Source organism: Klebsiella sp. 18074 (genome assembly GCF_902705905.1).
Classification (GTDB): domain Bacteria; phylum Pseudomonadota; class Gammaproteobacteria; order Enterobacterales; family Enterobacteriaceae; genus Klebsiella; species Klebsiella terrigena.
This window is the reverse complement of sequence record NZ_CACSIS010000033.1, coordinates 15,574-38,552: the sequence shown is the minus strand read 5'-3', so window position 1 is coordinate 38,552 and position 22,979 is coordinate 15,574. Positions and strand designations below refer to the sequence as shown.

Sequence of the window (22,979 nt, the reverse complement as noted above, 5' to 3'; positions counted from 1 at the left end):
GTCATGGGCTTAAAGCAACTGTTTGACAAAATTGAGCCGCACTTTACCCACGGCGGCAAGCTGGAAAAATATTACCCGCTGTTCGAAGCGACGGCGACGATATTCTACACGCCCGGTCAGGTGACGCGCGGGGCCGCGCACGTGCGTGATGCCATTGACCTGAAGCGAATGATGATTCTGGTCTGGCTCGCCGTGTTCCCGGCGATGTTCTGGGGGATGTATAACGTCGGCCTGCAAACCATTCCGGCGCTCCATAAACTGTACGGTGCGGAGCAGCTGCAGCAGGTTATCGCCAGCGACTGGCACTACGGCCTTGCGCAGTCGCTGGGGGTAAGCTTCGCCGCGGACGCGGGCTGGATAAGTATGATGACCCTCGGCGCGGTGTACTTCCTGCCAATCTATATGACCGTATTTATCGTCGGGGGGTTCTGGGAGGTTCTCTTTGCCATCGTGCGCAAGCACGAAATAAACGAGGGCTTTTTCGTCACCTCGATTCTTTTCGCGCTGATCGTCCCGCCTACGCTGCCGCTGTGGCAGGCCGCGCTGGGCATCTCCTTCGGCGTGGTTATCGCCAAAGAGATTTTTGGCGGCACCGGGCGTAACTTTCTTAACCCGGCGCTGGCAGGGCGCGCGTTCCTGTTCTTTGCTTACCCGGCGCAGATTTCTGGCGACCTGGTATGGACTGCCGCCGACGGCTTTTCCGGCGCGACGCCGCTCTCACAGTGGGCGAGCGGCGGCGGTGAAGCGCTGGTAAACGTGGCCAGCGGCCAGCCGGTTAGCTGGATGGACGCCTTCCTCGGCAATATTCCTGGTTCCATTGGTGAAGTCTCAACGCTGATGATCCTGATCGGCGGGGCGATCGTTATCTTTGGCCGCGTGGCTTCCTGGCGTATCGTCGCCGGCGTACTGATCGGCATGATAGCGACGGCGACGCTGTTTAATTTAATCGGTTCGACCACCAACCCGATGTTCTCTATGCCGTGGTACTGGCATCTGGTGCTCGGCGGTTTTGCGTTCGGCATGATGTTTATGGCGACGGACCCGGTCTCGGCGTCGTTTACCGATAAAGGCAAATGGAGCTATGGCCTGCTTATCGGCGTAATGTGCGTGCTGATCCGCGTGGTCAACCCGGCCTATCCGGAAGGGATGATGCTGGCAGTCCTTTTTGCCAACCTCTTTGCACCGCTGTTCGATTACCTGGTGGTGCGGGCCAATATTAAGCGGAGGAAGTCGCGTGGCTGAGAATAAAGGTAACGATAGCATCGGCAAAACGCTGCTGGTGGTACTGGTGCTGTGCCTGGTCTGCTCTATCGTGGTTGCCGGCTCTGCGGTTGGCCTGAAGTCGCGTCAGCAGGAGCAGCGCGCGCTGGATAAACAACGCAACATTCTGGCGGTCTCCGGGTTGATGAAACCGGACATGATTACAGATGAAGTGGCCGCCGTCTTTGCCGCCCGAATCTCCCCGCGGTTGGTGAATTTAACCACCGGCGAGCTGCTGGATCAGGACCCGGGTAAATTCAATCAGTCGCAGGCGCTGAAAGACCCGGAGCAAAGTATCACACTTGATGCCAGCCAGGATCCGGCTGGGATTAAGCGCCGCAGCAATCTGGCGGAAATTTACCTGGTGCGCGATGAAAAGCAGCAGGTTCAGGAAGTGGTGCTTCCGGTCTACGGCAACGGTCTGTGGTCGATGATGTACGCTTTCGTAGCGATGGACACCGATGGCCGCACGGTTAAAGGCATCACTTATTACGATCAGGGCGAAACGCCGGGGCTCGGGGGCGAAGTCGAAAACCCGAACTGGCGCCAGCAGTTCGTCGGCAAGCAGGCGCTGGATGACAATGGTCACCCTGCGCTGAAAGTGGTGAAAGGTGGAGCACGAGCGGGTGATATTCACGCCGTTGACGGGCTGTCCGGTGCGACGCTGACCTCAAATGGCGTGCAGCATAGCTTTGATTTCTGGATGGGCGAAATGGGTTTTGGCCCGTTCCTGAAAAAGGTTCGTGAGGGGGTGCTGAATAATGGCTGAACAGAGCGAAATGAAAGAGATGAAGCGGGTGCTGGTCGGGCCGCTCGTCGCGAATAACCCGATTGCATTGCAGGTGCTGGGCGTCTGTTCCGCACTGGCGGTGACCACTAAGCTTGAGACCGCATTTGTAATGACCATCGCGGTGACGCTGGTAACGGCGTTCTCCAGCATGTTTATCTCCACTATCCGCCATCATATTCCCAACAGCGTGCGCATCATTGTACAGATGGCCATTATTGCCTCGCTGGTGATTGTGGTCGATCAGCTGCTGCGCGCTTTTGCCTATGAGATCTCCAAACAGCTGTCGGTGTTTGTCGGGCTTATCATCACCAACTGTATCGTGATGGGGCGTGCGGAAGCCTATGCCATGAAGTCGCCGCCGATGGCCAGCTTTATGGACGGTATCGGCAACGGCCTCGGTTATGGCGCGATCCTGATGATTGTTGGCTTCCTGCGTGAGCTTATCGGCAGCGGCAAGCTGTTTGGTATCACCGTGCTGGAAACGGTACAGAACGGCGGCTGGTATCAGCCAAACGGGCTGTTTTTGCTGGCGCCGAGCGCGTTTTTCATTATCGGTCTGCTGATCTGGGCGCTACGTAGCTGGAAGCCGGAACAGCAGGAAAAGGAGTAACCGATTATGGCTCATTACATTAGCCTGTTTGTTCGCGCCGTGTTTGTTGAGAATATGGCGTTGGCCTTCTTCCTTGGGATGTGTACCTTCCTTGCGGTCTCGAAAAAGGTCTCTACGGCGTTTGGCCTGGGCGTTGCCGTCACGGTGGTGCTGGGGCTGGCGGTGCCGATCAACAATCTGGTCTACAACCTGGTGCTGCGCGACGGCGCGCTGGCGGACGGTGTCGATCTCAGCTTCCTGAACTTTATCACCTTCATCGGCGTTATCGCCGCGCTGGTGCAGATTCTGGAGATGATCCTCGATAAGTATTTTCCGGCGTTATACAACGCGCTGGGGATCTTCCTGCCGCTGATTGCCGTTAACTGCGCTATTTTTGGCGGCGTCTCCTTCATGGTCCAGCGAGATTACAACTTCCCGGAATCCATTGTTTACGGCTTCGGCTCCGGCATCGGCTGGATGCTGGCGATTGTGGCGATGGCGGGTATTCGTGAAAAGATGAAGTATGCAAATGTGCCCGCGGGTCTGCGTGGGTTAGGGATCACCTTTATTACCACTGGTCTGATGGCGCTGGGCTTTATGTCATTCTCCGGTGTGCAGCTATAAGGGCGGAAAGTATGGAAATTATTCTTGGTGTCGTGATGTTCACCCTGATCGTGTTGGTGCTTTCGGGGTTGATACTGATCGCGCGTTCAAAGTTGGTCAATGCCGGTGACGTCGTCATTGAAATTAACAACGAGGCGGATAAGCAAATCCGCACCCCGGCCGGCGATAAGCTGCTGAACACCCTCTCCAGTAACGGCATTTTCGTCTCTTCCGCCTGCGGCGGCGGCGGCTCGTGCGGCCAGTGTCGGGTTACGATAAAAGAGGGGGGAGGCGATATTCTGCCGACTGAACTCTCTCATATCTCCCGGCGTGAAGCGAAAGAGGGCTGCCGTCTGGCCTGTCAGGTAGCGGTAAAACAGAATATGAAGATCGAGCTACCGGAAGAGATCTTCGGCGTCAAAAAATGGCAATGCGAAGTTATCTCCAATGATAACAAAGCGACCTTTATCAAAGAGCTGAAGCTGCGCGTGCCGGACGGCGACGCTGTGCCGTTCCGCGCCGGCGGGTATATCCAGATCGAGTGCCCGTCGCATAAGGTCGCTTATGCCGATTTTGACGTGCCGGACGAGTATCGCTCTGACTGGGATAAATTTAACCTGTTCCGCTACGTCTCTGAGGTGAAAGAGCCGACTCTGCGCGCATACTCGATGGCTAACTACCCGGACGAGAAGGGCATCATCATGCTCAACGTGCGTATTGCCACACCGCCGCCGAAAGTCCCGGACGCCCCGCCAGGCATTATGTCTTCGTATATCTGGTCGCTGAAAGCCGGCGACAAGGTGACGATCTCCGGGCCGTTTGGCGAATTCTTTGCGAAAGATACCGAGGCTGAAATGGTCTTTATCGGCGGCGGCGCCGGCATGGCGCCGATGCGTTCGCATATTTTCGATCAGCTCAAGCGGCTGCACAGCAAGCGTAAAATCAGCTTCTGGTACGGCGCGCGCTCGCTGCGCGAAATGTTCTACGACGATGAATTTGAACAGCTGGCGCGGGAAAATCCCAACTTTACCTTCCACGTCGCGCTGTCCGATCCGCTGCCGGAAGATAGCTGGGACGGCTACACCGGCTTTATTCACAACGTTCTGTATGAAAACTACCTGCGCGATCACCCGGCGCCGGAGGACTGCGAGTTTTACATGTGCGGGCCGCCGGTGATGAACGCTGCGGTGATTAAAATGCTCAAGGATCTCGGCGTCGAGGATGACAATATCATGCTGGATGATTTTGGAGGCTGATGATGTGGACTCTGTTTGTCGCCACCTTTGTGATTTTCGCTCTGGTGATTCTGGGGATGTCGCTGGGGTATCTGGTAAAGCGCAAAAGCCTGCAGGGGAGCTGCGGCGGGATCGCCTCGCTGGGTCTGGAAAAGGTCTGCGACTGCCCGGAGCCGTGCGATGCGCGCAAAAAACGCCTGGCGCGCGCAGCGCAGCGTAAGCAGGAGCGGATCCTGTAACCTCTCCCTGACAGCCTCATAACTCCCGGCCGCGCGCAGCGACGCCGGGGTTTGGCTTCCGTGCATTTTGGCTTCCCTCTCTTCTCATTGAACAGAATTATGCTGTATACTTGTCCAGTGGTCAGTGAGGGCTAGCTATGCGCAAAATCATCCATGTTGATATGGACTGCTTCTTTGCCGCGGTTGAAATGCGGGATAACCCGGCGTTGCGGGATATTCCCATCGCCATCGGCGGCAGCCGGGTCCAGCGGGGCGTCATCAGTACCGCCAACTATCCGGCGCGTAAGTTTGGCGTGCGTAGCGCCATGCCAACGGCGATGGCGCTTAAGCTTTGCCCGCACCTGACGCTGCTGCCGGGGCGCTTTGACGCCTACAAAGAGGCATCGGCCCATATCCGGGAAATCTTTTCACGCTACACTTCGCTGATTGAACCCCTCTCGCTCGACGAGGCGTATCTTGACGTCACCGACAGCGTCCACTGTCAGGGTTCGGCGACGCTGATGGCCGAAGAGATCCGTCAGACCATTCACCATGAGCTGCAGCTGACCGCTTCCGCCGGTATCGCTCCGGTGAAGTTTCTCGCCAAAATCGCCTCCGATCTCAATAAACCCAACGGCCAGTTTGTGATTGCGCCGCACCAGGTTGCCGAGTTCGTCAGAATCCTGCCTCTGGCGAAAATACCCGGCGTGGGGAAAGTCTCCGCGGCAAAGCTGGAAAATATGGGGCTGCGCACCTGTGAAGACGTGCAGAAAAGCGATCTGGCGATGCTGCTCAAGCGCTTCGGCAAATTTGGTCGGATCCTGTGGGAGAGGAGCCAGGGCATCGACGAGCGGGAAATCAACAACACGCGACAGCGTAAATCGGTGGGCGTCGAGCGAACGCTGGTGGAGGATATTCACCAGTGGGGCGACTGTGAAGCGATTATCGAGAGCCTCTACCAGGAGCTGGAGCGGCGGCTGATCAAGGTTAAACCGGATCTGCTGATTGCTCGCCAGGGGGTAAAGCTCAAGTTTAATGATTTTCAGCTTACTACTCAGGAGCACGTCTGGCCGCGCCTGAGTAAAGATGATTTACTCGCCACGGCCTACAAAGCCTGGCATGAACGGCGCGGCGGCCGCGGGGTGCGGCTGGTGGGGCTGCACGTTACGTTACTCGATCCCCAGCTGGAGCGGCAGCTGGTTCTGGGACTATAGCTATGCTGCAGATAAGAGATTACCGGAATGACGATTTTTCCGCGCTGTGCGCCATCTTCCTGCGCGCGATTCAGCAGACCGCCAGCCGCGACTATTCGCCACGGCAAATTGCCGCCTGGGCGCAGGTTGATGAGGCGCGCTGGCGGCAAAAAATGAGCGACTCAAGGGTGCTGGTGGCGGTGATTGACCGGCAGCCGGTCGGCTTTATTAGCGCCATCGGCAGCTATATCGATCTTCTGTTTGTCGCTCCCGAGCGCGCCCGTCGGGGGATTGCCGGGGCGTTGCTCGCGGAGCTGTTCAGGCAAATTCCGCAGGGGACGCTGACGGTTGAGGCCAGCATCACGGCCAGGGCCTGCTTTGCGCGTCATGGCTTCACGGTCGTTGAAGAGCAGCGGGTGGCCGCGCGGGGAGAGACGTTTATTAACTATCGCATGGAGAAGGTGAGGTAGGGAGCGGCTTGTGACCGGTGTAAATTTGCGGGCGACGAGGCCGCCGCCCGCATCCGGGAGAATCCGGAGAGATCAAACCTGCGGCTGGCCGCTTATTTTGCCGGAATGGCTTTCAGCAGTTCAGTCAGTAGGGTCCAGTACTGGCCAACGCTCTCGATATGAACCTGCTCATCCGGAGAGTGCGGTCCGGTAATGGTCGGCCCAATGGAAACCATATCCATATCCGGGTACGGTTTCTTGAACAGACCGCACTCCAGACCGGCGTGAATAATCTGGATATTCGGCGTTTTGTTAAACAGACGCTGGTAGGTTTCGCGGACCAGATGCATAACCGGTGAGTTTGCATCCGGCTGCCAGCCTGGGTAAGCGCCTTTGGCTTCGGTTTTAGCGCCCGCCAGTTTACCTAACGAATCCAGCATGCTGACGACGTAGTCTTTGCCGCTGTCGATCAGGGAACGGATCAGGCAGTGAATTTCGACGTTATCATCGGTCATGGTGACCACGCCGACGTTGAGGGAGGTCTCTACTACGCCCTTCGCCACGTCGGAGTTACGGATCACGCCGTTCGGCATGGCGTTCAGCAGACGAACGAAGCTATCACGAGACTGCGCCGTCAACGCGGCTTTATCTGTCGTAACGGCATCCAGCAGCAGGACCAGATTCTTCTCTTTGGCCGCCAGCTCGTTTTGAAGGATCTCCTGATAGGTATTGACCAGAGCCGCCAGGGCGTCCGTCTTGTCAGCGGCTACCGCAACGGTGGCGAAGGCTTCACGCGGAATGGCGTTACGCAGGGTGCCGCCGTTGAAATCAACCAGGCGCAGGCCCAGCTCGGCGGCGTGACCGGCGAGGAAGCGGGCCAGCAGCTTGTTGGCATTCCCCAGACCGACGTGGATTTCACCGCCGGAGTGGCCGCCTTTCAGCCCTTTTAACGTCAGCTTAAAGCTCTGGAAACCGGCCGGAATCGCTTCGCGCGCCAGCGGCAGGTTGGAGGTGAAGTCGATACCACCGGCGCAACCCATGTAGATTTCGCCTTCTTCTTCCGAGTCGGTATTAATCAGGATATCAGCCTGCAGCCAGTTTGCCTGCAGGCCAAACGCGCCGTCCATGCCGGCTTCTTCGGTCATGGTTAGCAGCACTTCCAGCGGGCCGTGTTCAACGGCGTCGTCAGCCAGCACCGCCAGAGCGGAAGCCATGCCGATGCCGTTATCGGCGCCCAGGGTTGTGCCGCGGGCCTTGACCCACTCGCCGTCGATGTACGGCTGAATCGGATCTTTAGTAAAGTCGTGAACGGTGTCATTGTTTTTCTGCGGCACCATATCGAGGTGCGCCTGCAGCACGACCGGTTTACGGTTTTCCATCCCGGCGGTAGCGGCTTTACGAATCAGAATGTTGCCAACCTGGTCGCGTTCTGCGTGTAAGCCTTTTTCTTTTGCCCAGCCCATGATGTGTTCAGCGAGTTGTTCTTCGTGATAGGACGGATGGGGAATGGAGCAGATTTTGGCAAAAATATCCCACAGCGGCTGAGGGGATAATTGAGACAGTTCAGACACGATGAGTCTCCTTACGATCGCCTGCAAAATTCTTTTGCAGGTCGAGGGTTAGCAATAGAATACACGACAAGCGAGGGCTTGCGCGGTGGGGTTGAGAATACCACTTTCCACGCGCACGGGTAGTGGAAACAACGTAAAAAGCGTCGACAGGGCCGCTTAATACTGGTTTTTAGCGCTTCAGATCTCTATAATCTCGCGCAACCATTTTCCCCCTCGAACATCATTTAAGCCGTATAACACAGGCTGGGACACTTCACATGAGCGAAAAATACGTCGTCACCTGGGACATGTTGCAGATTCACGCCCGCAAACTGGCAAGTCGCCTGATGCCTTCTGAAAAATGGAAAGGCATTATTGCCGTTAGCCGCGGTGGTCTGGTACCGGGCGCACTGCTGGCGCGTGAGCTGGGTATTCGTCATGTAGATACCGTTTGCATTTCTAGCTATGACCACGATAACCAGCGTGAGCTGACCATCCTTAAGCGTGCTGAAGGTGATGGTGAAGGGTTCATCGTTATTGATGACCTGGTCGATACCGGCGGCACCGCGGTAGCCATTCGCGAAATGTATCCAAAAGCACACTTCGTCACTATTTTCGCTAAACCGGCCGGTCGTCCGCTGGTTGACGATTATGTTGTTGATATTCCTCAGGAAACTTGGATTGAGCAGCCGTGGGATATGGGCGTGGTCTTCGTACCACCTATCTCAGGCCGTTAATTTTCAAGGCAAGTGCTATTTACCACGCCCGGTTTTGCCGGGCGTGGTTTTTTTTGCCTGTTAGCAGGTTACAATAGCAGAAGTGGCAACACGATGGAGACTGCACATGTCACAGGCTAACCTTAGCGAAACGCTGTTTAAACCTCGATTCAAACACCCAGAAACTTCTACGCTGGTGCGCCGGTTTGCGTCCGGTTCGCAGCAGCCGATCCACTCCGCGCTTGATGGCAGCAACGTCGATCGCTGGTATCGTCTGATCAATCGCCTGATGTGGATCCGCCGCGGCGTGACGCCGCAGGAGATCCTCGACGTGCAGGCGCGCATCGTCATGAGCGATGCGGAGCGCACCAACCCGGAGCTGTACGACACCGTCGTGGGGTATCGCGGCGGCAACTGGATTTTCGAATGGGCTAAGCAGGCCATGATTTGGCAGCAAACGGCGGGTCAGGAAACGGACCTTGAGCTCAGCGGCCGCCACTGGCTGCACGCCTCCAACCTCTACAGCATTGCCGCCTATCCGCACATTAAAGGCGATGAGCTTGCCGATCAGGCGCAAGCCCTGGCCAACCGGGCCTATGAAGAGGCCGCCCTGCGTCTGCCCGGCGAGCTACGCGAGATTGAGTTTCCGATACCCGGCGGTGCGCCGGTCAGCGGGTTTTTACATCTGCCAAAAGGTGAAGGCCCGTTCCCGACGATCATGATGTGCGGCGGCCTGGACTCGCTGCAGACCGATTACTACAGCCTGTATGAGGACTATTTTGCCCCGCTGGGGATAGCGATGCTGACCCTCGATCTGCCTTCCATCGGCTCTTCATCGAAATGGACTCTGACCCAGGACACCAGCCTGCTGCACCAGCACGCGCTGCGGCATCTGCAGAACGTTCCGTGGGTCGACCATACCCGGGTTGCGGCGTTCGGCTTCCGCTTTGGCGCCAATATTGCCGTCCGGCTCGGCTATCTGGAGTCACAGCGCCTGAAGGCCGTTGCCTGTCTGGGGCCGGTGGTGCACAGCCTGCTGGTCGATCCTCTGCACCAGGGGCGAGTCCCTGAAATGTATCTTGACGTGCTGGCGTCGCGTCTGGGAATGCACGACGCTTCTGACGAAGCGCTGCGCATTGAGCTGAACCGCTACTCGTTAAAAACCCAGGGGCTTCTGGGACGCCGCTGCCCGACGCCGATGTTCTCCGGCTACTGGAAAAACGATCCTTTCAGCCCGGAAGAGGAGTCGCGTTTAATTACCTCGTCATCTGCCGATGGCAAGCTGATCGAGATCCCATCGAAGCCGATTTATCGCAGTTTTGATCACGCATTGCGACAGATTAGCCGGTGGATCAATCATAGATTTAGTTAATATATTGCTAAATTTTATTGATTTGGTAAAACAGTTGCATCACTAAAGGAGATCGCAATGACGTTACCGAGTGGACACCTGAAGAGTAAGCTGATTAAGAAATTCACGGCTCTTGGCCCCTATATCCGCGAAGAGCAGTGTGAAGACAACCGCTTCTTTTTCGATTGCCTGGCAGTTTGCGTCAACGTTAAACCGGCGCCGGAAAAACGAGAGTTTTGGGGTTGGTGGATGGAGATGGAAGCACAGGCATCGCGCTTCACGTACAGCTATCAGTTTGGTTTGTTCGATAAAGAAGGGGTATGGCAGTCGGTGGATATCGACGATCCTGAAGTTAAAGAGAAGCTTGAGAAGACGCTGCTTGATTTCCACGACCGGGCTAAAGCATTACTGGTGACATTCAGCCTGAAGCTGGAAGCCGCCGACGACGTGAGCGAGCCCCTCAGACTGAGAGCCTGATGCCCTGTCCGTAGACCCAATCGAGCGGAAATGTCCATGCCCTGCGGCGTGGGCATTTCTTTGCTTAAAAAATCTTTTACTAATTGTAACGCCTGCCGACTCGCCTTATCACCCTGTTTTAATAACCCGGATTAAAGTGGGTAGATATTTATTGCGTCTGGAAAATAACCGTCCGCGAATCAGTTTATTAAACCTCAGAGAATATTCTGCTCTTTCTGCGGGTTTATTTTTGGATGCATATCGGCTGTTGCTTTTTAGCCTGTCGCGACATCATGAGCGGGCAACAAGGTCCTGCCTGGCGAATGTGCGGGCGGTGTTTTTTACTCATTATTCTCGATGTAACCTGACCCGTTAAGGGGAGTCTTAGCCGAAAATAAATAGATATCCTGCTGTTATGGAAGGATAAAATTCTTTTGATCCTGCTCTCAGAGGCGTAACCGTCCCGGCAGGCCTGATATTCATATCGCCATAAGCACCCGCGGAACTTTATTCCCCCGCCAGCGAAATACTTCTTTCTTATTATTTTCTGTTAGTGCCGTACCCCTTGATAGGAATCAGTGCGACGGGGCGCCTGTGTTAATAAAGCAGCATTGAAAATATAACTGATACGATCTGATGACTGATACTACCCGTGGATTAAAAGAATACCAGGCCGCCGCCGGAGGATGGGGAGCAGTTAAGGCCTGTACCGCGCACGTGCTGGGACAAAAAACGCCGGTACGCGACACCATCGCGCTGTTTAAAATGAATCAGGTGAAGGGGTTTGATTGCCCTGGCTGCGCGTGGCCCGATCCTGATCACCGCTCTGTGATGGAGCTGTGCGAAAACGGCGTCAAGGCCGTCTCCTGGGAAACCATCGCCAAAAAATCCTCGCCGGCGTTCTTTGCCCACCACACGCTGAGCGAGCTTTGGCAGCAAAGCGACTTTGAGCTGGAAAACAGCGGCCGGCTCACTCATCCGCTGAAATACGACATTATCAGCGATAGCTATCAGCCCATCGTGTGGGAGGAGGCGTTTGCCGAAATTGGCGAAATCATGCGCGGGTTCTCCCCTGATGCGATGGAGTTTTACACCTCTGGGCGCACCTCAAATGAAGCGGCGTATCTCTATCAGCATTTAAACAAACGCCGGGGAATGTGATTAGGCTATATGGGCACCGGTATGGGCTGGAAAATCTCAGGCTTCGGGTATTACTTAATGATTTATCACATTATATCTGGATTGGTCCGGCGACGCCGGTACCCGAGAACGTCCAGTATCGTCATTACCGGCGCGTGCAGCTTAAAACGCCGCACCAGCGCATGAAGCGCTCTATGAAGCGCCGCGGCGCTATCTCAGTCGACGCGCCGACCGGGCATCGGCGTCAGGTCACGACGCCGACTTCCGATTTACCCTATATCTGGATAAAGAATCAGGCCCTGGGTCGAAGCTTCCGCATGTTTATTGCCGCAGGCGACGTAAGCGATACGCCAACGGAGGGCTCGTTTAACCATTACGGGCTGAGCTCCACCGCGACGGTCCCCTTCTTTTGAAGAGTCCGGCGGTGGGGCGCCATCGCCGATATTTTCCGCCCCGCTCATCGCCTTTCGGGCATTCGCGCGATTAAGACCAGGATTATTCCTGGAATCCAGGTCCGCCTGGCGAATGTGGCCGCCGGGAATGCCTGATGGCGCGATACGTGATACCGTTAGAAAAATAGCCCCTTAAATTATAAGATCTTCATGAAATTCATATTGCTAACAAGCCTGATAAGCTTATTTCTCTCACCAGCATGGGCCGGCACCGCAGTAAAATTATCCTGCTCGCTGCGGCAAAGCGTGACGATCTCCCGCTTCCACTACAAGCTCTCCACCATGAAGTGGGGGGATCATTTCCAGGTCGCTTCCGGCATGAAGCAGGCGCAGACTAAAAGCCACGTGCCTTTTCGCATCACCAGCTTTCAAAACGGCGACGATCTGGTCTTTTTCCCGGACAGTAACGAGTACTTTTTCTTCTACTCCGGCATGGCGACCCCCGATCGGTGCGTCGTTCAGGAGACCTACACCTATCCGGTTACGCAGCTGCCTTTCTATAAGAAACCGGCCAAATAAGCCCTCCGGCAGCGCCTCGTCAGGAGGCTTTCTGCTGAAGTTTTCCCGCCATCGCCCGTTGAATGACCGGAATAGGCGTCAGCAGATGCTGGCGCATCAGCTCACCGGCAAGCGGGGCAGAAGCGCCTCGGTTAGCCTTCGATGCTGGCGCTGCTTATTTTCCAGCATGGCAACCGACAGCACGGTCGTGCGCAGCCAGATAAAACGGTAGCGTGCGGCGAGATCGAAAAGGCGTTCGCGCATTTGCAGCAGATACTGTGAACCGCAGCCGGCAACGATGGCGGAATGGAACGCCTGATGACGCCTGTCCCACTCGTCCAGCAGCTGCTCGCTGGCGTCGCTGGACTCCAGCTTATTGAGCAGATGTGCCCTCGCGAGCAGCTCGGCCTCCCACTCGTCGCTGCCGCGCTCAATGGCGAGACGCACCAGCATCGCCTCCATATTGGCCCTGGCGTCAAAGATATCGAGCAGCTCCTGCTGCGACATCGATGCAACCCGATAGCCTTTTTGATTAACCACGGTGACCAGGCGCTCGGCAACCAGCCGGGAGAGCGCTTCGCGCAGCGGCCCAACGCCAAGCGCATAGCGCGTGGTTAACAGATTCATACGCAGCTTCTCATCGGGCTGATACAGGCCGCGAATGATGTCGCTTTTGAACCAGCGGTATCCGTCGATGGCTGTCGGCTGGGAGGTGGCGGTCATGGGCTTACTCCTGAACGGCTATCCCGGCCTTCCCGCGCCGGGATGGGCGTATTAGGGTTGTATTGACAGCATCAACATCGGGCGTAACCCTACAGACCAATGCACATATATTTGATCTCTAAGTAATCGTCTATTCCATACTTCGAACCCTCGCGCCCCAGCCCTGAGGCTTTGACGCCGCCAAAAGGCGCGACCTCATTGGAGATGAGTCCGGTGTTGATCCCGACAATCCCGTACTCAAGCGCCTCGCCAACGCGGAAGACGCGGCTAAGATCGCGGGCATAGAAATAGGCGGCCAGGCCAAATTCGGTATCGTTGGCCTGATGGATCACTTCCTCTTCGTCTTTGAAGCGGAACAGCGGCGCCAGCGGGCCGAAGGTCTCCTCTTTTGCCACTTTTGCACTGTCGGGAACATCGGCCAGAATGGTTGGCTGGAAAAAGTTTCCGCCCAGCGCATGCACTTTGCCACCGGTGATAATCCGGGCGCCTTTTGCAACGGCATCGGCGATATGTTCCTGCACCTTGGCCACCGCTTTCTCATCGATCAGCGGCCCGGTCGTCACCCCGTCCTGCAGGCCGTCGCCGGGCTGAAGTTTGTTCACCGCCTGCTGTAGCTTCTCGGCAAATTGCTCATACACCCCATCCTGCACGTACAGACGATTGGCGCAGACGCAGGTCTGCCCGGCGTTGCGGAACTTGGAGGCCATTGCGCCTTCGACCGCCTTATCCAGATCTGCATCATCAAACACGATAAACGGCGCGTTGCCGCCCAGCTCGAGCGAGACTTTTTTAATGTCCTGGGCGCACTGCGCCATAAGCTGACGGCCGATATCGGTGGAGCCGGTAAACGTCAGTTTACGTACCAGCGGGTTGCCGGTCAGCTCGTTGCCGATGGCGCTGGCGGAGCCGGTCACCACGTTAAACACCCCGTCCGGGATCCCGGCGCGGGTCGCCAGTTCAGCCAGTGCCAGCGCGGAGAAAGGGGTCTGGCTGGCGGGTTTGAGCACCATCGTACAGCCGGCCGCCAGCGCCGGACCAGCTTTACGGGTGATCATCGCCGCCGGGAAATTCCAGGGGGTGATCGCGGCGGTCACGCCGATCGGCTGCTTGATGACGATCAGGCGTTTATCCGCCTGATGGCCGGGAATGGTATCGCCGTAGATCCGTTTGCCCTCTTCGGCAAACCATTCGATAAATGAGGCGGCATAAGCAATTTCGCCTTTGGCTTCCGCCAGCGGTTTACCCTGCTCCAGCGTCATCAGCCGTGCCAGATCGTCCTGGTTCGCCATGATTAAATCGAACCAGCGGCGCAGGATCGTCGCGCGCTCTTTGGCGGTGAGCTGGCGCCAGGCGGGAAGGGCGCGACTGGCGGCAAGGATGGCGTCGCGGGTCTCTTCGGTCGCCATTTTCGGGACTGAACCCAACGCTTCGCCATTGGCGGGGTTCGTTACGGTAATCACATCGCCGCTGGTGGCATCTCGCCACTCTCCATTGATAAAGGCCTGTTGGCGAAACAAATCCTGGTCATTCAATTGCATGATGATGTCCTGTTTCAGTGCGTTTAACGGGGAAAGGGAGTGGGGTCGTCTGTCACTCACTTCTCTGTTAAGTGTAGACGCCTGAGCCGAAGGGACGGCATCGACTAAGAGCCTGTCCCATTAGGCCATTTTATTTGCTATTTGGCCCTGGGCCGTGCTCACCATCCTCATGTACGGCGTGTACGCTCCGGTGGTTCCGCGCTGTCCGTGACCAAACTGGCTGCAACAATGACCCCTATTAGGACAGGCTCTAAACAGTGACTAAACAGCGGCGGCCAGATTTTAGCGCTGCAAAGCCTGCAGCAAAATTCGCGATGCCCGCCACAAATTTCACACGTCGTACACGCGCAAGCCGGTAAGCAACTTGCTTTTATCTGGCCGGGTCGATACGTTCTGTAACGTTACACTAAAACGTTACAGAAGGAATTTTTATTCCGGTTATGACTGAAGACCCTGGCGATTTAGCGAGGCCCAAAGGTGCAACAGACACCCCTACGGTTTGTGAAAGGATAACAATGATGAAAATGAAACAGTTTTGTTCGGCCAGACGTATTTTTGCATTGGCTTGTTTAAGCTCGGCCCTGCTTGTCGGGAGTACGGTGAGTACCCTGGCCCACGCGGCGCTCAACTTCCGCGTTTACTCTTCGCTGCCCGCGGATGAATCATCGGCCCACTACATTTGGTTCAGCCGCTTTCAGGAAAACCTGAATAACAATGAAAAATTGAAAGGGCAAATTAAGCTCAACTATTTTGCTAACGGTATGCTGGGGAAAGAGGCGGACGCCACCCAGCAGGTACGCATTGGCGCAATTAATATGATGATCTCCGGGACCTCCATCTGGGCCACGCTGGTCCCTGAAATGGGCGTTCTGGATCTCGGCTACTTATTTAAAGATTACGCTCAGGTCGGCAAAACCCTCGACGGCAAAGCGGGTGAAAAGCTGGCGGCTTTAATGATGAATAAGGCTAACGTGATGGTGCTGGGTTACGGCTATAACCTCGGCGCCCGCAATATTTATACCAAAAAGGTTATTGAAAAACCTGAAGATTTAAAAAATCTCAAAATCCGCGTTTTGCCGGTGCCCAACTTTATCGCCACCCTGAACCATATGGGGGCGGTGGCGATTCCGATGCCGGGAGGAGAAGTCTATTCGAGCCTGCAGATGGGGGTGATTGACGGCGTAGAGCACGACGCCCCGACGATCTACTCGAGCAAATATTATGAAATTGTCAAAAATGGCACTCTGACCCGCCATAGCTACAACCCGCTGATGATCGCCATGAACAAGAAAAGCTTCGAGCAGATCCCGGCGGAGCTGCGCGGAGAGGTGCTGGCCGCGGCAAAAGAGGCGACCGACTACGAACGCCTGCAGGCCGGTAAAAAAGAGCAGGAGGCCATTAAGAACCTGGAGGCGAAGGGCGTAACTTTCCGCGAAACCGATCGCCGCTATTTCTATCAGCAGGTGCAGCCGGTTTGGCAGGCGTTCCTTGGCCAGTACCCGGATATGAAACCTATCGTTGATGAGATTACCGCCGCGGCGCCGGAGAGCCAGCGGTAGCGGGGAGCATCGGCTCGCCCGCCCTTCGCGGCGAGCCTGTGATGATATCCATGACCTTACACCGAGAGTTCAAGATGGCTGATATCTCTATTAAAGCAAAGGATGAGTGCGTCGCGCTGGCGCTACTCGGCAGGCTAAGTCGATTTTTAACGACCCTGACCGCCTGGGCCGGGGCGCTGGTGCTGTTTATCAACGTGCTGGTGGTTTTCGCATCCGTTATCTGGCGCTATGCGCTGCACTCCCCGATTCACTGGGCGGAAGAGGTAGCGCGGGCGCTAATGATTGCGCTGGTCTTTTTTGGCGTCGCAACGTCGACGGCAAGAGGGGGGCATATCGGCGTCGATTTGTTCCTGCGCTTTCTGCCGCAGCACGTCCGGCCGTACGTGGTGCACGCCAGCCGCTGGATCCTATTTCTGGTTTCCGTCGGGCTGGTAGTCTCCAGCTATGACCTGGTTCAGGCCGCGCGGGTGCAGACCACGGAAACCGGTTTACCGCAGGTCATCTACGTGATCCCGGTGCTAATTGGCTCGCTGGTGATGATGGTCGCCGCGCTGGAGCTTGCCTTACGTGAACGCGCCAGGGTCGTGCTGCTCAGCGGCGCCGGGATCCTCGCGCTCGCCGCGCTTGGCTACGTCAAGCTGTCGTTGATGGCCGACCCGGCCAGCGCGGCGGCGGGGCTGATGCTTATCTGCTTCGTCCTCGGTATTCTCGCCGGCGTGCCGATCGCCTTCACCCTCGGCATGTCGGCGATGGTGTTCTTTATCTGCGATCCGTCGCTGCCGTTTGTCTTCTTCTCCCAGCAGGTTGCGGCCGGGGTCGATCACTTTGTCCTGCTGGCGATCCCCTTCTTTTTGCTCGCCGGCGCGGCGATGGAGATCAACGGCATGTCCACGCGCCTCGTTGAGCTCATCGTGCGGGGAATGGGGCGCTTTCGCGGCGGTTTAAACATGACCACCGTCCTGTCGATGGCTTTCTTCTCGGGCATTTCAGGCTCCAAGCTGGCGGATGTCGCCGCGGTTGGCGGCGTGCTGATGCCGGCGGTACGCCGGGCGAAGCAGGATGGAGAGGAGGCGGCCGGCGTTTTCGCCGCCTCGGCGGTGATGGCCGAAACCATTCCTCCGTGCGTAAACCTGATCGTGATGGGCTTTGTGGCCAATATCTCGATCGGGGCGCTGTTTATTGCCGGCCTGGTGCCCGCGGCCTGTCTGCTGGTGCTGCTGATGATTGCCGCCAACCGCTTTGGCGGAAAAATTAACGTCAGCGAGGCCTACCCCGTACTGCGCCCACGCATTCAGCTCTATCTTGGCGCCGCCGTTGGGCTGGTGATGATCTTTATGATCGGCCGCGGCGTGATGATGGGGATCGCCACCTCGACCGAGATCTCCGCCTTTGCGGTGATCTACGCCATCGTGGTCGGCCGGCTGGCTTTTCGCGAGCTGACGTTTAAGGCCACGGTGAAGATGTTTATTGATATCGCCGCGATGTCGGGGGTGCTGCTGTTTATCGTCGCCTGCGCCACCAGCCTCTCCTATGCGCTGACCATACAGATGATCCCGCAACAAATCGCCGGGCTGCTGGTCGGTATTGGCGTTGAGCAGGGGGCCTGGCTGTTCCTGCTGCTCACCATCGTGATTTTGATTATCTTCGGCGCGGTGCTCGAAGGCGCCCCGGCCCTGATTATCTTTGCCCCGATCCTCGTTCCGATTGCCGTGCAGCTTGGATTCAATCCGCTGCATTTCGGCATCGTTATGATTCTGGCAATGGGCTTTGGGCTATTTTCACCGCCCATTGGGCTGGGCTTATATACCACCTGTGCAATCTGCGGCGTGGAGATGAAGCACGTGATCCGGCCAATGGCGAAATACCTGGCGGTGGTTCTGGTCGGCATCATTATCGTGGCGATGGTGCCGCCGTTAACCACCTGGTTGCCGGGCCTGGCGGGTTACTAAGCGTTGCGTTAATCGAGTACAAGGCGGCACCGTTGCTATGCCGCCGAAATAATTGTCCGGAAGCTGAAATTTACGATGCCAGGGGGCAGGGACGTCCACGTTCCAAAATTGCCCGAGGCGATAAATATTATTTTCTGGTGGCGTTGAGTCTGAATAACAGGAGTCTGAAATGGGATCGTTAACGGCAAAAAAAGTATTTATTACCGGTGCTGAACAGGGTATTGGAAAAGAGACCGCAAGAAAATTAATTGAGGCGGGATGCGATATTTATATTCACTATTTCAGCGGCGAAGAGGGGCCCAAAGAGCTGATGGCGATTGCCGAACAAAAAGGGCGCAAAGCGGCCTGCGGCCGTGCCGATTTGACCGATGAGGCGGACGCCGCCCGCTGCGTGGCGGAGGCGGCAGAGTTTTTAGGCGGTATCGATATTTTGATCAACAACGTCGGCGGCATCATCGGGCGCAAGTGGCTCGGCGAGATTGATGCCCACTTCTGGCGGACCGTTATTGACGTCAATATGACCACCATGCTCAACGTGACCCAGCAGGCGCTGCCGTGGCTGAAGAGCGCCGCGGACGGCGCCAGCATCGTCAATCTGGCCTCGCTGGCCGGGCGCTCCGGCGGGCACTCGGGTTCGCTGGTCTACTCCACGACGAAAGGCGCGGTGCTGACGTGGACGCGATCGCTTGCCGCTGAGCTGGGGGAGTTTGGCATTCGGGTCAACGCGGTCGCCCCGGGCCTGATCCTGGGAACGCGTTTCCATAACCAGCACACCACCCAGGAATCGGCCGATCGCACGGTCCAGGAGATCCCGCTGGGACGGGCGGGCACGCCGGAGGATGTCGCGAGAGCCATCTGTTTCCTTGCCTCCGAATACGATGGCTTTATTTCCGGGGCGACAATCGATATTAACGGCGGTATTTACCGGGCATAGCGGAAAACCGGGCGGTTAACTCCGCCCGTATTAAGAGAGCGTATTGATGATTAAGTCCGATATTATCCATCCTGATTTACTCCAGGCGCTGGCGCTGTGCGGGCATAAGGCCAATATTCTTATTGCCGATGCTAATTATTCTATTTTGACCAACAGCGCAGCGCAGGCGCGGATTGTGTACCTGAACTTTTCCCCCGGCTTAATAGGCAGCGTGACGATCCTGCAAAAAATTCTTGGCTATATTAGCGTTGAAAAAGCGACGCTGATGGCCAGCCCGCCCGAGTTTGATAATACTATCGCGCGCGAATATCGCCGCGTTCTGACGCAGGCGACCGAGCTTGAATATATTGAGCGCAACGCCTTTTACGCGCAGGCCAAATCGTCGGATACGCTGTTAGCCATCGCGTCTGGCGAGACCCGACGCTTTGCCAATATTCTGCTCACCGTCGGGCCGACGCTGGTATGAAAAATTGAAGCGCCCCGGGCGCTTCTCTTTTTATCGCAGCGGAACGCGGCTGCTTCAGGACGTGGGCGCCTCGCGTACCGATTGCCGACAGACCAGCGCGGGAGGGAACAGAAACTCGGCGGGCGAAAGCGTCGGGTTCTCTATCCGCTCAATTAACCGCTCGACCATGACTTCGGCCATCTCTGCCAGCGGCGGCATAATGGAGGTCAGACCGGGATAAACCAGCCCGGAGAGTGGGATATTATCAATGCCGATAATCGAGATCTCCCCCGGGACGCTGATCCCGGCCTCGTGCAGGCCGGCCATCAGCCCAATACCCAGCGCATCGTTAATGGCGACCACCCCGTCAGGACGTTGCGACTGCTGGCAGATCTTTTTCGCCAGCGAGCGGCCCAACTCGGTCATCTCCGTGTCGCCGTAGGCCGCCATGGTTTGCTCTTCGACAATCATCCCGTCGTAATAGAGGCCGTGGCGGCGCACCGCGCTAAGAAAACCTTCAATTTTGTGCGCCCGGCTGGAGGTCATGCCGGCGACGGTGGTGAAGATCAGGCGCCGACATCCGCGGGCGATAAGATGCTCGGCGGCCATGCGGCCTGCTTCGATGTTATCCATAGAGACGCTGTCGAGCGCCAGGCCGCCGGATTCAGCCCCGGTGGGCATCCGGCTGTCATAGTTGACCATCATCATGCCCTGCGCGGCGGCTTGGGCAAAATGCGGCTTTTCAATGTCGCAGGCGGCGACGATGATCCCGCGCACGCCGTGGGCAAACATATCGGCAATAAAGGCCTCTTCTTCTTCAATCTGCCGATAGGTATTGCCGATCAGCACCCGATAGAAGCGCTTTTTCGCCGCCAGATCCACTTCGCGCACCAGCGAGGCAAAGCTGGGGTTAACGATCGAGGGCACCAGCAGGCCGATCATTTTTGCCTGCCCCGTTTTTAGCTGCTGGGCGACGCGATTCGGCAGGTAGTTCAGCGCCTGCATGCTGTGCTGGATACGCGCCAGGGTTTCAACGCGCATCTGATCGGTGCGCCCGTTAAGCACGTTGGATACGGTACTCACCGAAACGCCGGCGTGCTTGGCGACATCACGAATGTTTGCCATACATCTCCTTTGCAGCAATTTGTGAATGGCAGAGTCTTCGTCGCATTCAGCATTGCTTTTTTGATGGGATTCATAAACTACAACGGTTTAGTGTAACGTTACAGTTAGCGCTGTCAATGGCCTAATGCGGCTGGCAAACCGGCGCTTTAGCCGGCTTTTTCGCGGCACTCTTTTTGCCGGGGCGAGCGGGCGCTAACCGCCGACGAGGGGGGATTTAGCGCTGGCGAGCTGAAGCTGGCCGGGCGTGCGGCCAAAGCGTTCGCGAAATACCTCGATGAAGGCGCTGACGTTGGCGTAGCCGCTGCGCGCGGCGACCTCGGCGATCGGCTTCCCTGCCAGCACCCACTGGAGCGACGTGACCACCTTCGCCTGCTGTCGCCACTGGCAAAAGCTCAGGCCGGTTTGTTCGCGGAACAGGCGGCTGAGAGAGCGAACGCTGAGGCCCCAGCGCTGGGCCAGCTGCGCCTGGGTCAGCGGGCTGTCCGGATGGGCGAGCAGCTGGTCGGCAACGTTACGCGCGCGGCGATCGGTCGGCAAAAGCAGCTGCAGCGGAAGCTCGACCGCACTGGTGATTTCAGCCGCCAGCAGCGACAGCAGGCTGGAGGCGTAATCCGCGGGCAGGCCCGGCCGGGGACCGGCGCACAGGCGTTCCAGCAGGGCCTGAATGAAGCTATCGATACCGTAGATCCCGGGAGTTGGCGGCAGCTCCGCGCAGATTGATGCGTGAAGGTAGAGGCTTGTCCCGCTGAGCCGGCCCGGCACCTGGGCCCTGTGGCGAAGGTCTGCGGGAAACCATCCCACGGAGCCCGGCGTGACCGTCCACTGCGCCTGCTCGGTCTCAACGACCATGATGCCGGTTGTAAGCCAGTAGAGCTGACCGCCGTCATGCTCGTGCCACTCGGTGACGTGGCCTCGCTGATAATCAAAGGTTTCGATGCGCATCATCATGGCTGATTGGCCGTATATCATGTCCGAATACGGCTATCGTACCACGGCCGCGATCCTCTAACCTTAATTCAACCCGGTGCCGCGCAACATATACTCACTAAGGAATCAAATGAGCCAGGAAACCCAGACCGTTATCGACGCCCTGCGGGAAATCATTACCAACCCTCAGCATGAGGAGGATAAGATTGCCCGCTATTTCTCTCCTGACTATCAGCAGCAGGTGGATGGCAAGCGCCTCGACTACCAAGGCTTCGTCGGGCATATGGCGTTACTTAAAACGCTGACGACCAGAATGAGCCTCTCGGTTTTGGCCATTGCCGGCGATGGAAATACGGTGTTCACTCATCACCATGTCAAAGTGGAGAAAAAGAGCGGCCAGCAGAGCGAAATTGCGGTGATGGCGCGCTTTACCCTGGCATCCGGGCGCATCGTGCGCTGCGATGAGCTGACTCACCTTCTCGTTGGCGAGACGGAGGATCGCGATTTAGGCAGCCGCAGGTAGATCGTCATCAGCGCTCAGAAAGCCTGTACGGCAAGTAAAGATCGCTCTTATCCATTCCTGGCCCCACGGCAGGCAGAATAGCGATCTTTTACCGATAACAGGGATCACACTTTTCCGGCTCGTTGAATCACCAGGGTTTAACAGCCTCTCAAAGCTATTTCCGATGGCTTAAAAAAGTACTCATGAACGGTACTATCCTGAACCGCGCAAAATGGAAGCGGGCAAACAGGTTGCCGATCGTTGCGATTGACCTTTTTATTATGCTGTTGGTCGCTGATTCCAGGCGTCTGTAAACTGAATATTCCCGTCGTGGATCTCCCGGCTAATTTTCTCATACTGCAAGCTGATGCTTTCAAGGTGGTTCATTTTGTCATTTGCTGAAAGTTTGCAATTAGGCGCACCACAGTTAACGCCTGGTTCTCCATCAACACGGAATAATAGGCCACTTGTTGCCCTGCATGGCTGATATGATAGAACTTGATTTCAGCACTTTTAAGCGTCTGACCAGCTGCAGCGGCTTTGTAAAGGTAGGGTGTAGATCTATCAACTTCCATTTCAATCATCAGTGATGAATGCTGACGTGTGCCAGTGATTTACCCTTGGCACTGCCTACTGGTAAGTTAATACCGTGGCTCAATCCGATGATCTCTGTACTTCCTTTACGGTCTTTAACATCGACAGATCCTTTGAGATCTGCACATCGCCATCGTCCAGAGGTATAGTAGCCTCCTGTTTCAGCTTATAAATGTTACCCCT

Annotated in this window: 22 protein-coding genes and 3 pseudogenes; 19 read left to right on the top strand and 6 right to left on the bottom strand. The window is 56.6% G+C overall.

What is annotated here, in order from left to right; translation table 11 throughout:
• Positions 1–3 precede the first annotated feature (3 nt).
• From GVK32_RS24535 to GVK32_RS24500, 8 genes are all read left to right on the top strand, one after another.
• Complete coding sequence (locus GVK32_RS24535) at positions 4–1,242, top strand: NADH:ubiquinone reductase (Na(+)-transporting) subunit B (RefSeq protein WP_159873248.1); 1,239 nt, start codon at positions 4–6, stop codon at positions 1,240–1,242.
• A complete protein-coding gene (locus GVK32_RS24530) occupies positions 1,235–2,029 on the top strand; it encodes a Na(+)-translocating NADH-quinone reductase subunit C (protein ID WP_159873250.1) in 795 nt (264 codons plus the stop codon). The genes GVK32_RS24535 and GVK32_RS24530 overlap by 8 nt, the downstream gene beginning before the upstream one ends.
• Positions 2,022–2,660: an NADH:ubiquinone reductase (Na(+)-transporting) subunit D gene (locus GVK32_RS24525; RefSeq protein ID WP_159873252.1), complete on the top strand. Its 639-nt coding sequence runs from the start codon at positions 2,022–2,024 to the stop codon at positions 2,658–2,660. Before GVK32_RS24530 ends, GVK32_RS24525 begins: the two co-directional genes overlap by 8 nt.
• Before the next feature lie 6 nt (positions 2,661–2,666).
• Positions 2,667–3,263 carry an NADH:ubiquinone reductase (Na(+)-transporting) subunit E gene (nqrE, locus tag GVK32_RS24520; protein WP_123755565.1) on the top strand — a complete coding sequence of 199 codons (597 nt, stop codon included), beginning with the start codon at positions 2,667–2,669 and terminating at the stop codon, positions 3,261–3,263.
• Between the two features lie 11 nt (positions 3,264–3,274).
• Positions 3,275–4,498 carry an NADH:ubiquinone reductase (Na(+)-transporting) subunit F gene (gene nqrF, locus GVK32_RS24515; protein ID WP_159873254.1) on the top strand — a complete coding sequence of 408 codons (1,224 nt, stop codon included), beginning with the start codon at positions 3,275–3,277 and terminating at the stop codon, positions 4,496–4,498.
• A 2-nt stretch (positions 4,499–4,500) separates the two neighbouring features.
• On the top strand, positions 4,501–4,716 hold the full coding sequence (nqrM, locus tag GVK32_RS24510; protein WP_185022502.1) for a (Na+)-NQR maturation NqrM: 216 nt from the start codon (positions 4,501–4,503) through the stop codon (positions 4,714–4,716).
• A gap of 137 nt (positions 4,717–4,853) precedes the next feature.
• The gene (gene dinB / locus GVK32_RS24505) at positions 4,854–5,909 is read left to right on the top strand and encodes a DNA polymerase IV (protein WP_159873256.1); all 1,056 of its coding nucleotides are present in this window, start codon (positions 4,854–4,856) and stop codon (positions 5,907–5,909) included.
• 5 nt (positions 5,910–5,914) lie between these two features.
• On the top strand, positions 5,915–6,358 hold the full coding sequence (locus tag GVK32_RS24500) for a GNAT family N-acetyltransferase (RefSeq protein ID WP_159873300.1): 444 nt from the start codon (positions 5,915–5,917) through the stop codon (positions 6,356–6,358).
• 92 nt (positions 6,359–6,450) lie between these two features.
• Here the strand turns inward: GVK32_RS24500 and pepD are convergent, their stop codons facing one another.
• Positions 6,451–7,908: a cytosol nonspecific dipeptidase gene (gene pepD, locus GVK32_RS24495; protein WP_159873258.1), complete on the bottom strand. Its 1,458-nt coding sequence runs from the start codon at positions 7,906–7,908 to the stop codon at positions 6,451–6,453.
• 257 nt (positions 7,909–8,165) lie between these two features.
• On the opposite strand from pepD, the gene gpt reads away from it, so the two are divergent.
• The 6 genes and pseudogenes from gpt (at position 8,166) to GVK32_RS24465 (ending at position 12,521) form a co-directional block, all read left to right on the top strand.
• Positions 8,166–8,624, top strand: coding sequence for a xanthine phosphoribosyltransferase (gene gpt / locus GVK32_RS24490; protein WP_159873260.1), 459 nt, complete (start codon positions 8,166–8,168; stop codon positions 8,622–8,624).
• Positions 8,625–8,730: 106 nt separating this feature from the next.
• Positions 8,731–9,975, top strand: coding sequence for an esterase FrsA (frsA, locus tag GVK32_RS24485; RefSeq protein WP_132514642.1), 1,245 nt, complete (start codon positions 8,731–8,733; stop codon positions 9,973–9,975).
• 57 nt (positions 9,976–10,032) lie between these two features.
• Complete coding sequence (crl, locus tag GVK32_RS24480) at positions 10,033–10,431, top strand: sigma factor-binding protein Crl (RefSeq protein ID WP_159873262.1); 399 nt, start codon at positions 10,033–10,035, stop codon at positions 10,429–10,431.
• Between the two features lie 615 nt (positions 10,432–11,046).
• Positions 11,047–11,565: pseudogene (locus GVK32_RS24475) on the top strand (CbbBc protein); the annotation flags it as partial.
• Positions 11,566–11,567: 2 nt separating this feature from the next.
• Complete coding sequence (gene cas6f, locus GVK32_RS24470; protein WP_159873266.1) at positions 11,568–11,963, top strand: type I-F CRISPR-associated endoribonuclease Cas6/Csy4; 396 nt, start codon at positions 11,568–11,570, stop codon at positions 11,961–11,963.
• Positions 11,964–12,248: 285 nt separating this feature from the next.
• Entirely contained in the window at positions 12,249–12,521 is a 273-nt protein-coding gene (locus GVK32_RS24465) for a hypothetical protein (protein ID WP_227697900.1), read from the top strand.
• Positions 12,522–12,540: 19 nt separating this feature from the next.
• Here GVK32_RS24465 and csiR read toward each other — a convergent pair.
• Together csiR and gabD are read right to left on the bottom strand one after the other, a co-directional pair.
• A pseudogene (csiR, locus tag GVK32_RS24460) lies at positions 12,541–13,223 on the bottom strand (DNA-binding transcriptional regulator CsiR).
• 89 nt (positions 13,224–13,312) lie between these two features.
• Positions 13,313–14,761, bottom strand: a complete 1,449-nt coding sequence (gabD, locus tag GVK32_RS24455) for an NADP-dependent succinate-semialdehyde dehydrogenase (protein WP_159873268.1) — start codon at positions 14,759–14,761, stop codon at positions 13,313–13,315.
• A gap of 599 nt (positions 14,762–15,360) precedes the next feature.
• Here gabD and GVK32_RS24450 point away from each other — a divergent pair.
• The 4 genes from GVK32_RS24450 to GVK32_RS24435 all read left to right on the top strand — a co-directional run bounded on the left by GVK32_RS24450 (position 15,361) and on the right by GVK32_RS24435 (position 19,669).
• Positions 15,361–16,320 (top strand): TRAP transporter substrate-binding protein, encoded by a 960-nt coding sequence (locus GVK32_RS24450; protein WP_227697899.1) that lies wholly within the window; start codon positions 15,361–15,363, stop codon positions 16,318–16,320.
• A gap of 74 nt (positions 16,321–16,394) precedes the next feature.
• The gene (locus GVK32_RS24445) at positions 16,395–18,269 is read left to right on the top strand and encodes a TRAP transporter large permease subunit (protein WP_159873272.1); all 1,875 of its coding nucleotides are present in this window, start codon (positions 16,395–16,397) and stop codon (positions 18,267–18,269) included.
• 169 nt (positions 18,270–18,438) lie between these two features.
• The gene (locus GVK32_RS24440) at positions 18,439–19,203 is read left to right on the top strand and encodes an SDR family NAD(P)-dependent oxidoreductase (RefSeq protein ID WP_159873274.1); all 765 of its coding nucleotides are present in this window, start codon (positions 18,439–18,441) and stop codon (positions 19,201–19,203) included.
• 46 nt (positions 19,204–19,249) lie between these two features.
• Positions 19,250–19,669, top strand: a complete 420-nt coding sequence (locus tag GVK32_RS24435) for an RbsD/FucU family protein (RefSeq protein WP_159873276.1) — start codon at positions 19,250–19,252, stop codon at positions 19,667–19,669.
• 54 nt (positions 19,670–19,723) lie between these two features.
• On the opposite strand, the gene GVK32_RS24430 is transcribed toward GVK32_RS24435, so the two are convergent.
• Positions 19,724–20,791, bottom strand: coding sequence for a LacI family DNA-binding transcriptional regulator (locus GVK32_RS24430; protein ID WP_227697898.1), 1,068 nt, complete (start codon positions 20,789–20,791; stop codon positions 19,724–19,726).
• Positions 20,792–20,965: 174 nt separating this feature from the next.
• The gene (locus GVK32_RS24425; protein WP_227697897.1) at positions 20,966–21,721 is read right to left on the bottom strand and encodes a helix-turn-helix transcriptional regulator; all 756 of its coding nucleotides are present in this window, start codon (positions 21,719–21,721) and stop codon (positions 20,966–20,968) included.
• A gap of 109 nt (positions 21,722–21,830) precedes the next feature.
• Between GVK32_RS24425 and GVK32_RS24420 the strand changes: the two genes are divergently transcribed.
• Positions 21,831–22,223 carry a nuclear transport factor 2 family protein gene (locus tag GVK32_RS24420; protein WP_159873280.1) on the top strand — a complete coding sequence of 131 codons (393 nt, stop codon included), beginning with the start codon at positions 21,831–21,833 and terminating at the stop codon, positions 22,221–22,223.
• Between the two features lie 258 nt (positions 22,224–22,481).
• On the opposite strand, the pseudogene GVK32_RS24415 reads toward GVK32_RS24420, so the two are convergent.
• Positions 22,482–22,920 (bottom strand): annotated as a pseudogene (locus GVK32_RS24415) (Hcp family type VI secretion system effector); the annotation flags it as partial.
• Positions 22,921–22,979 lie beyond the last annotated feature (59 nt).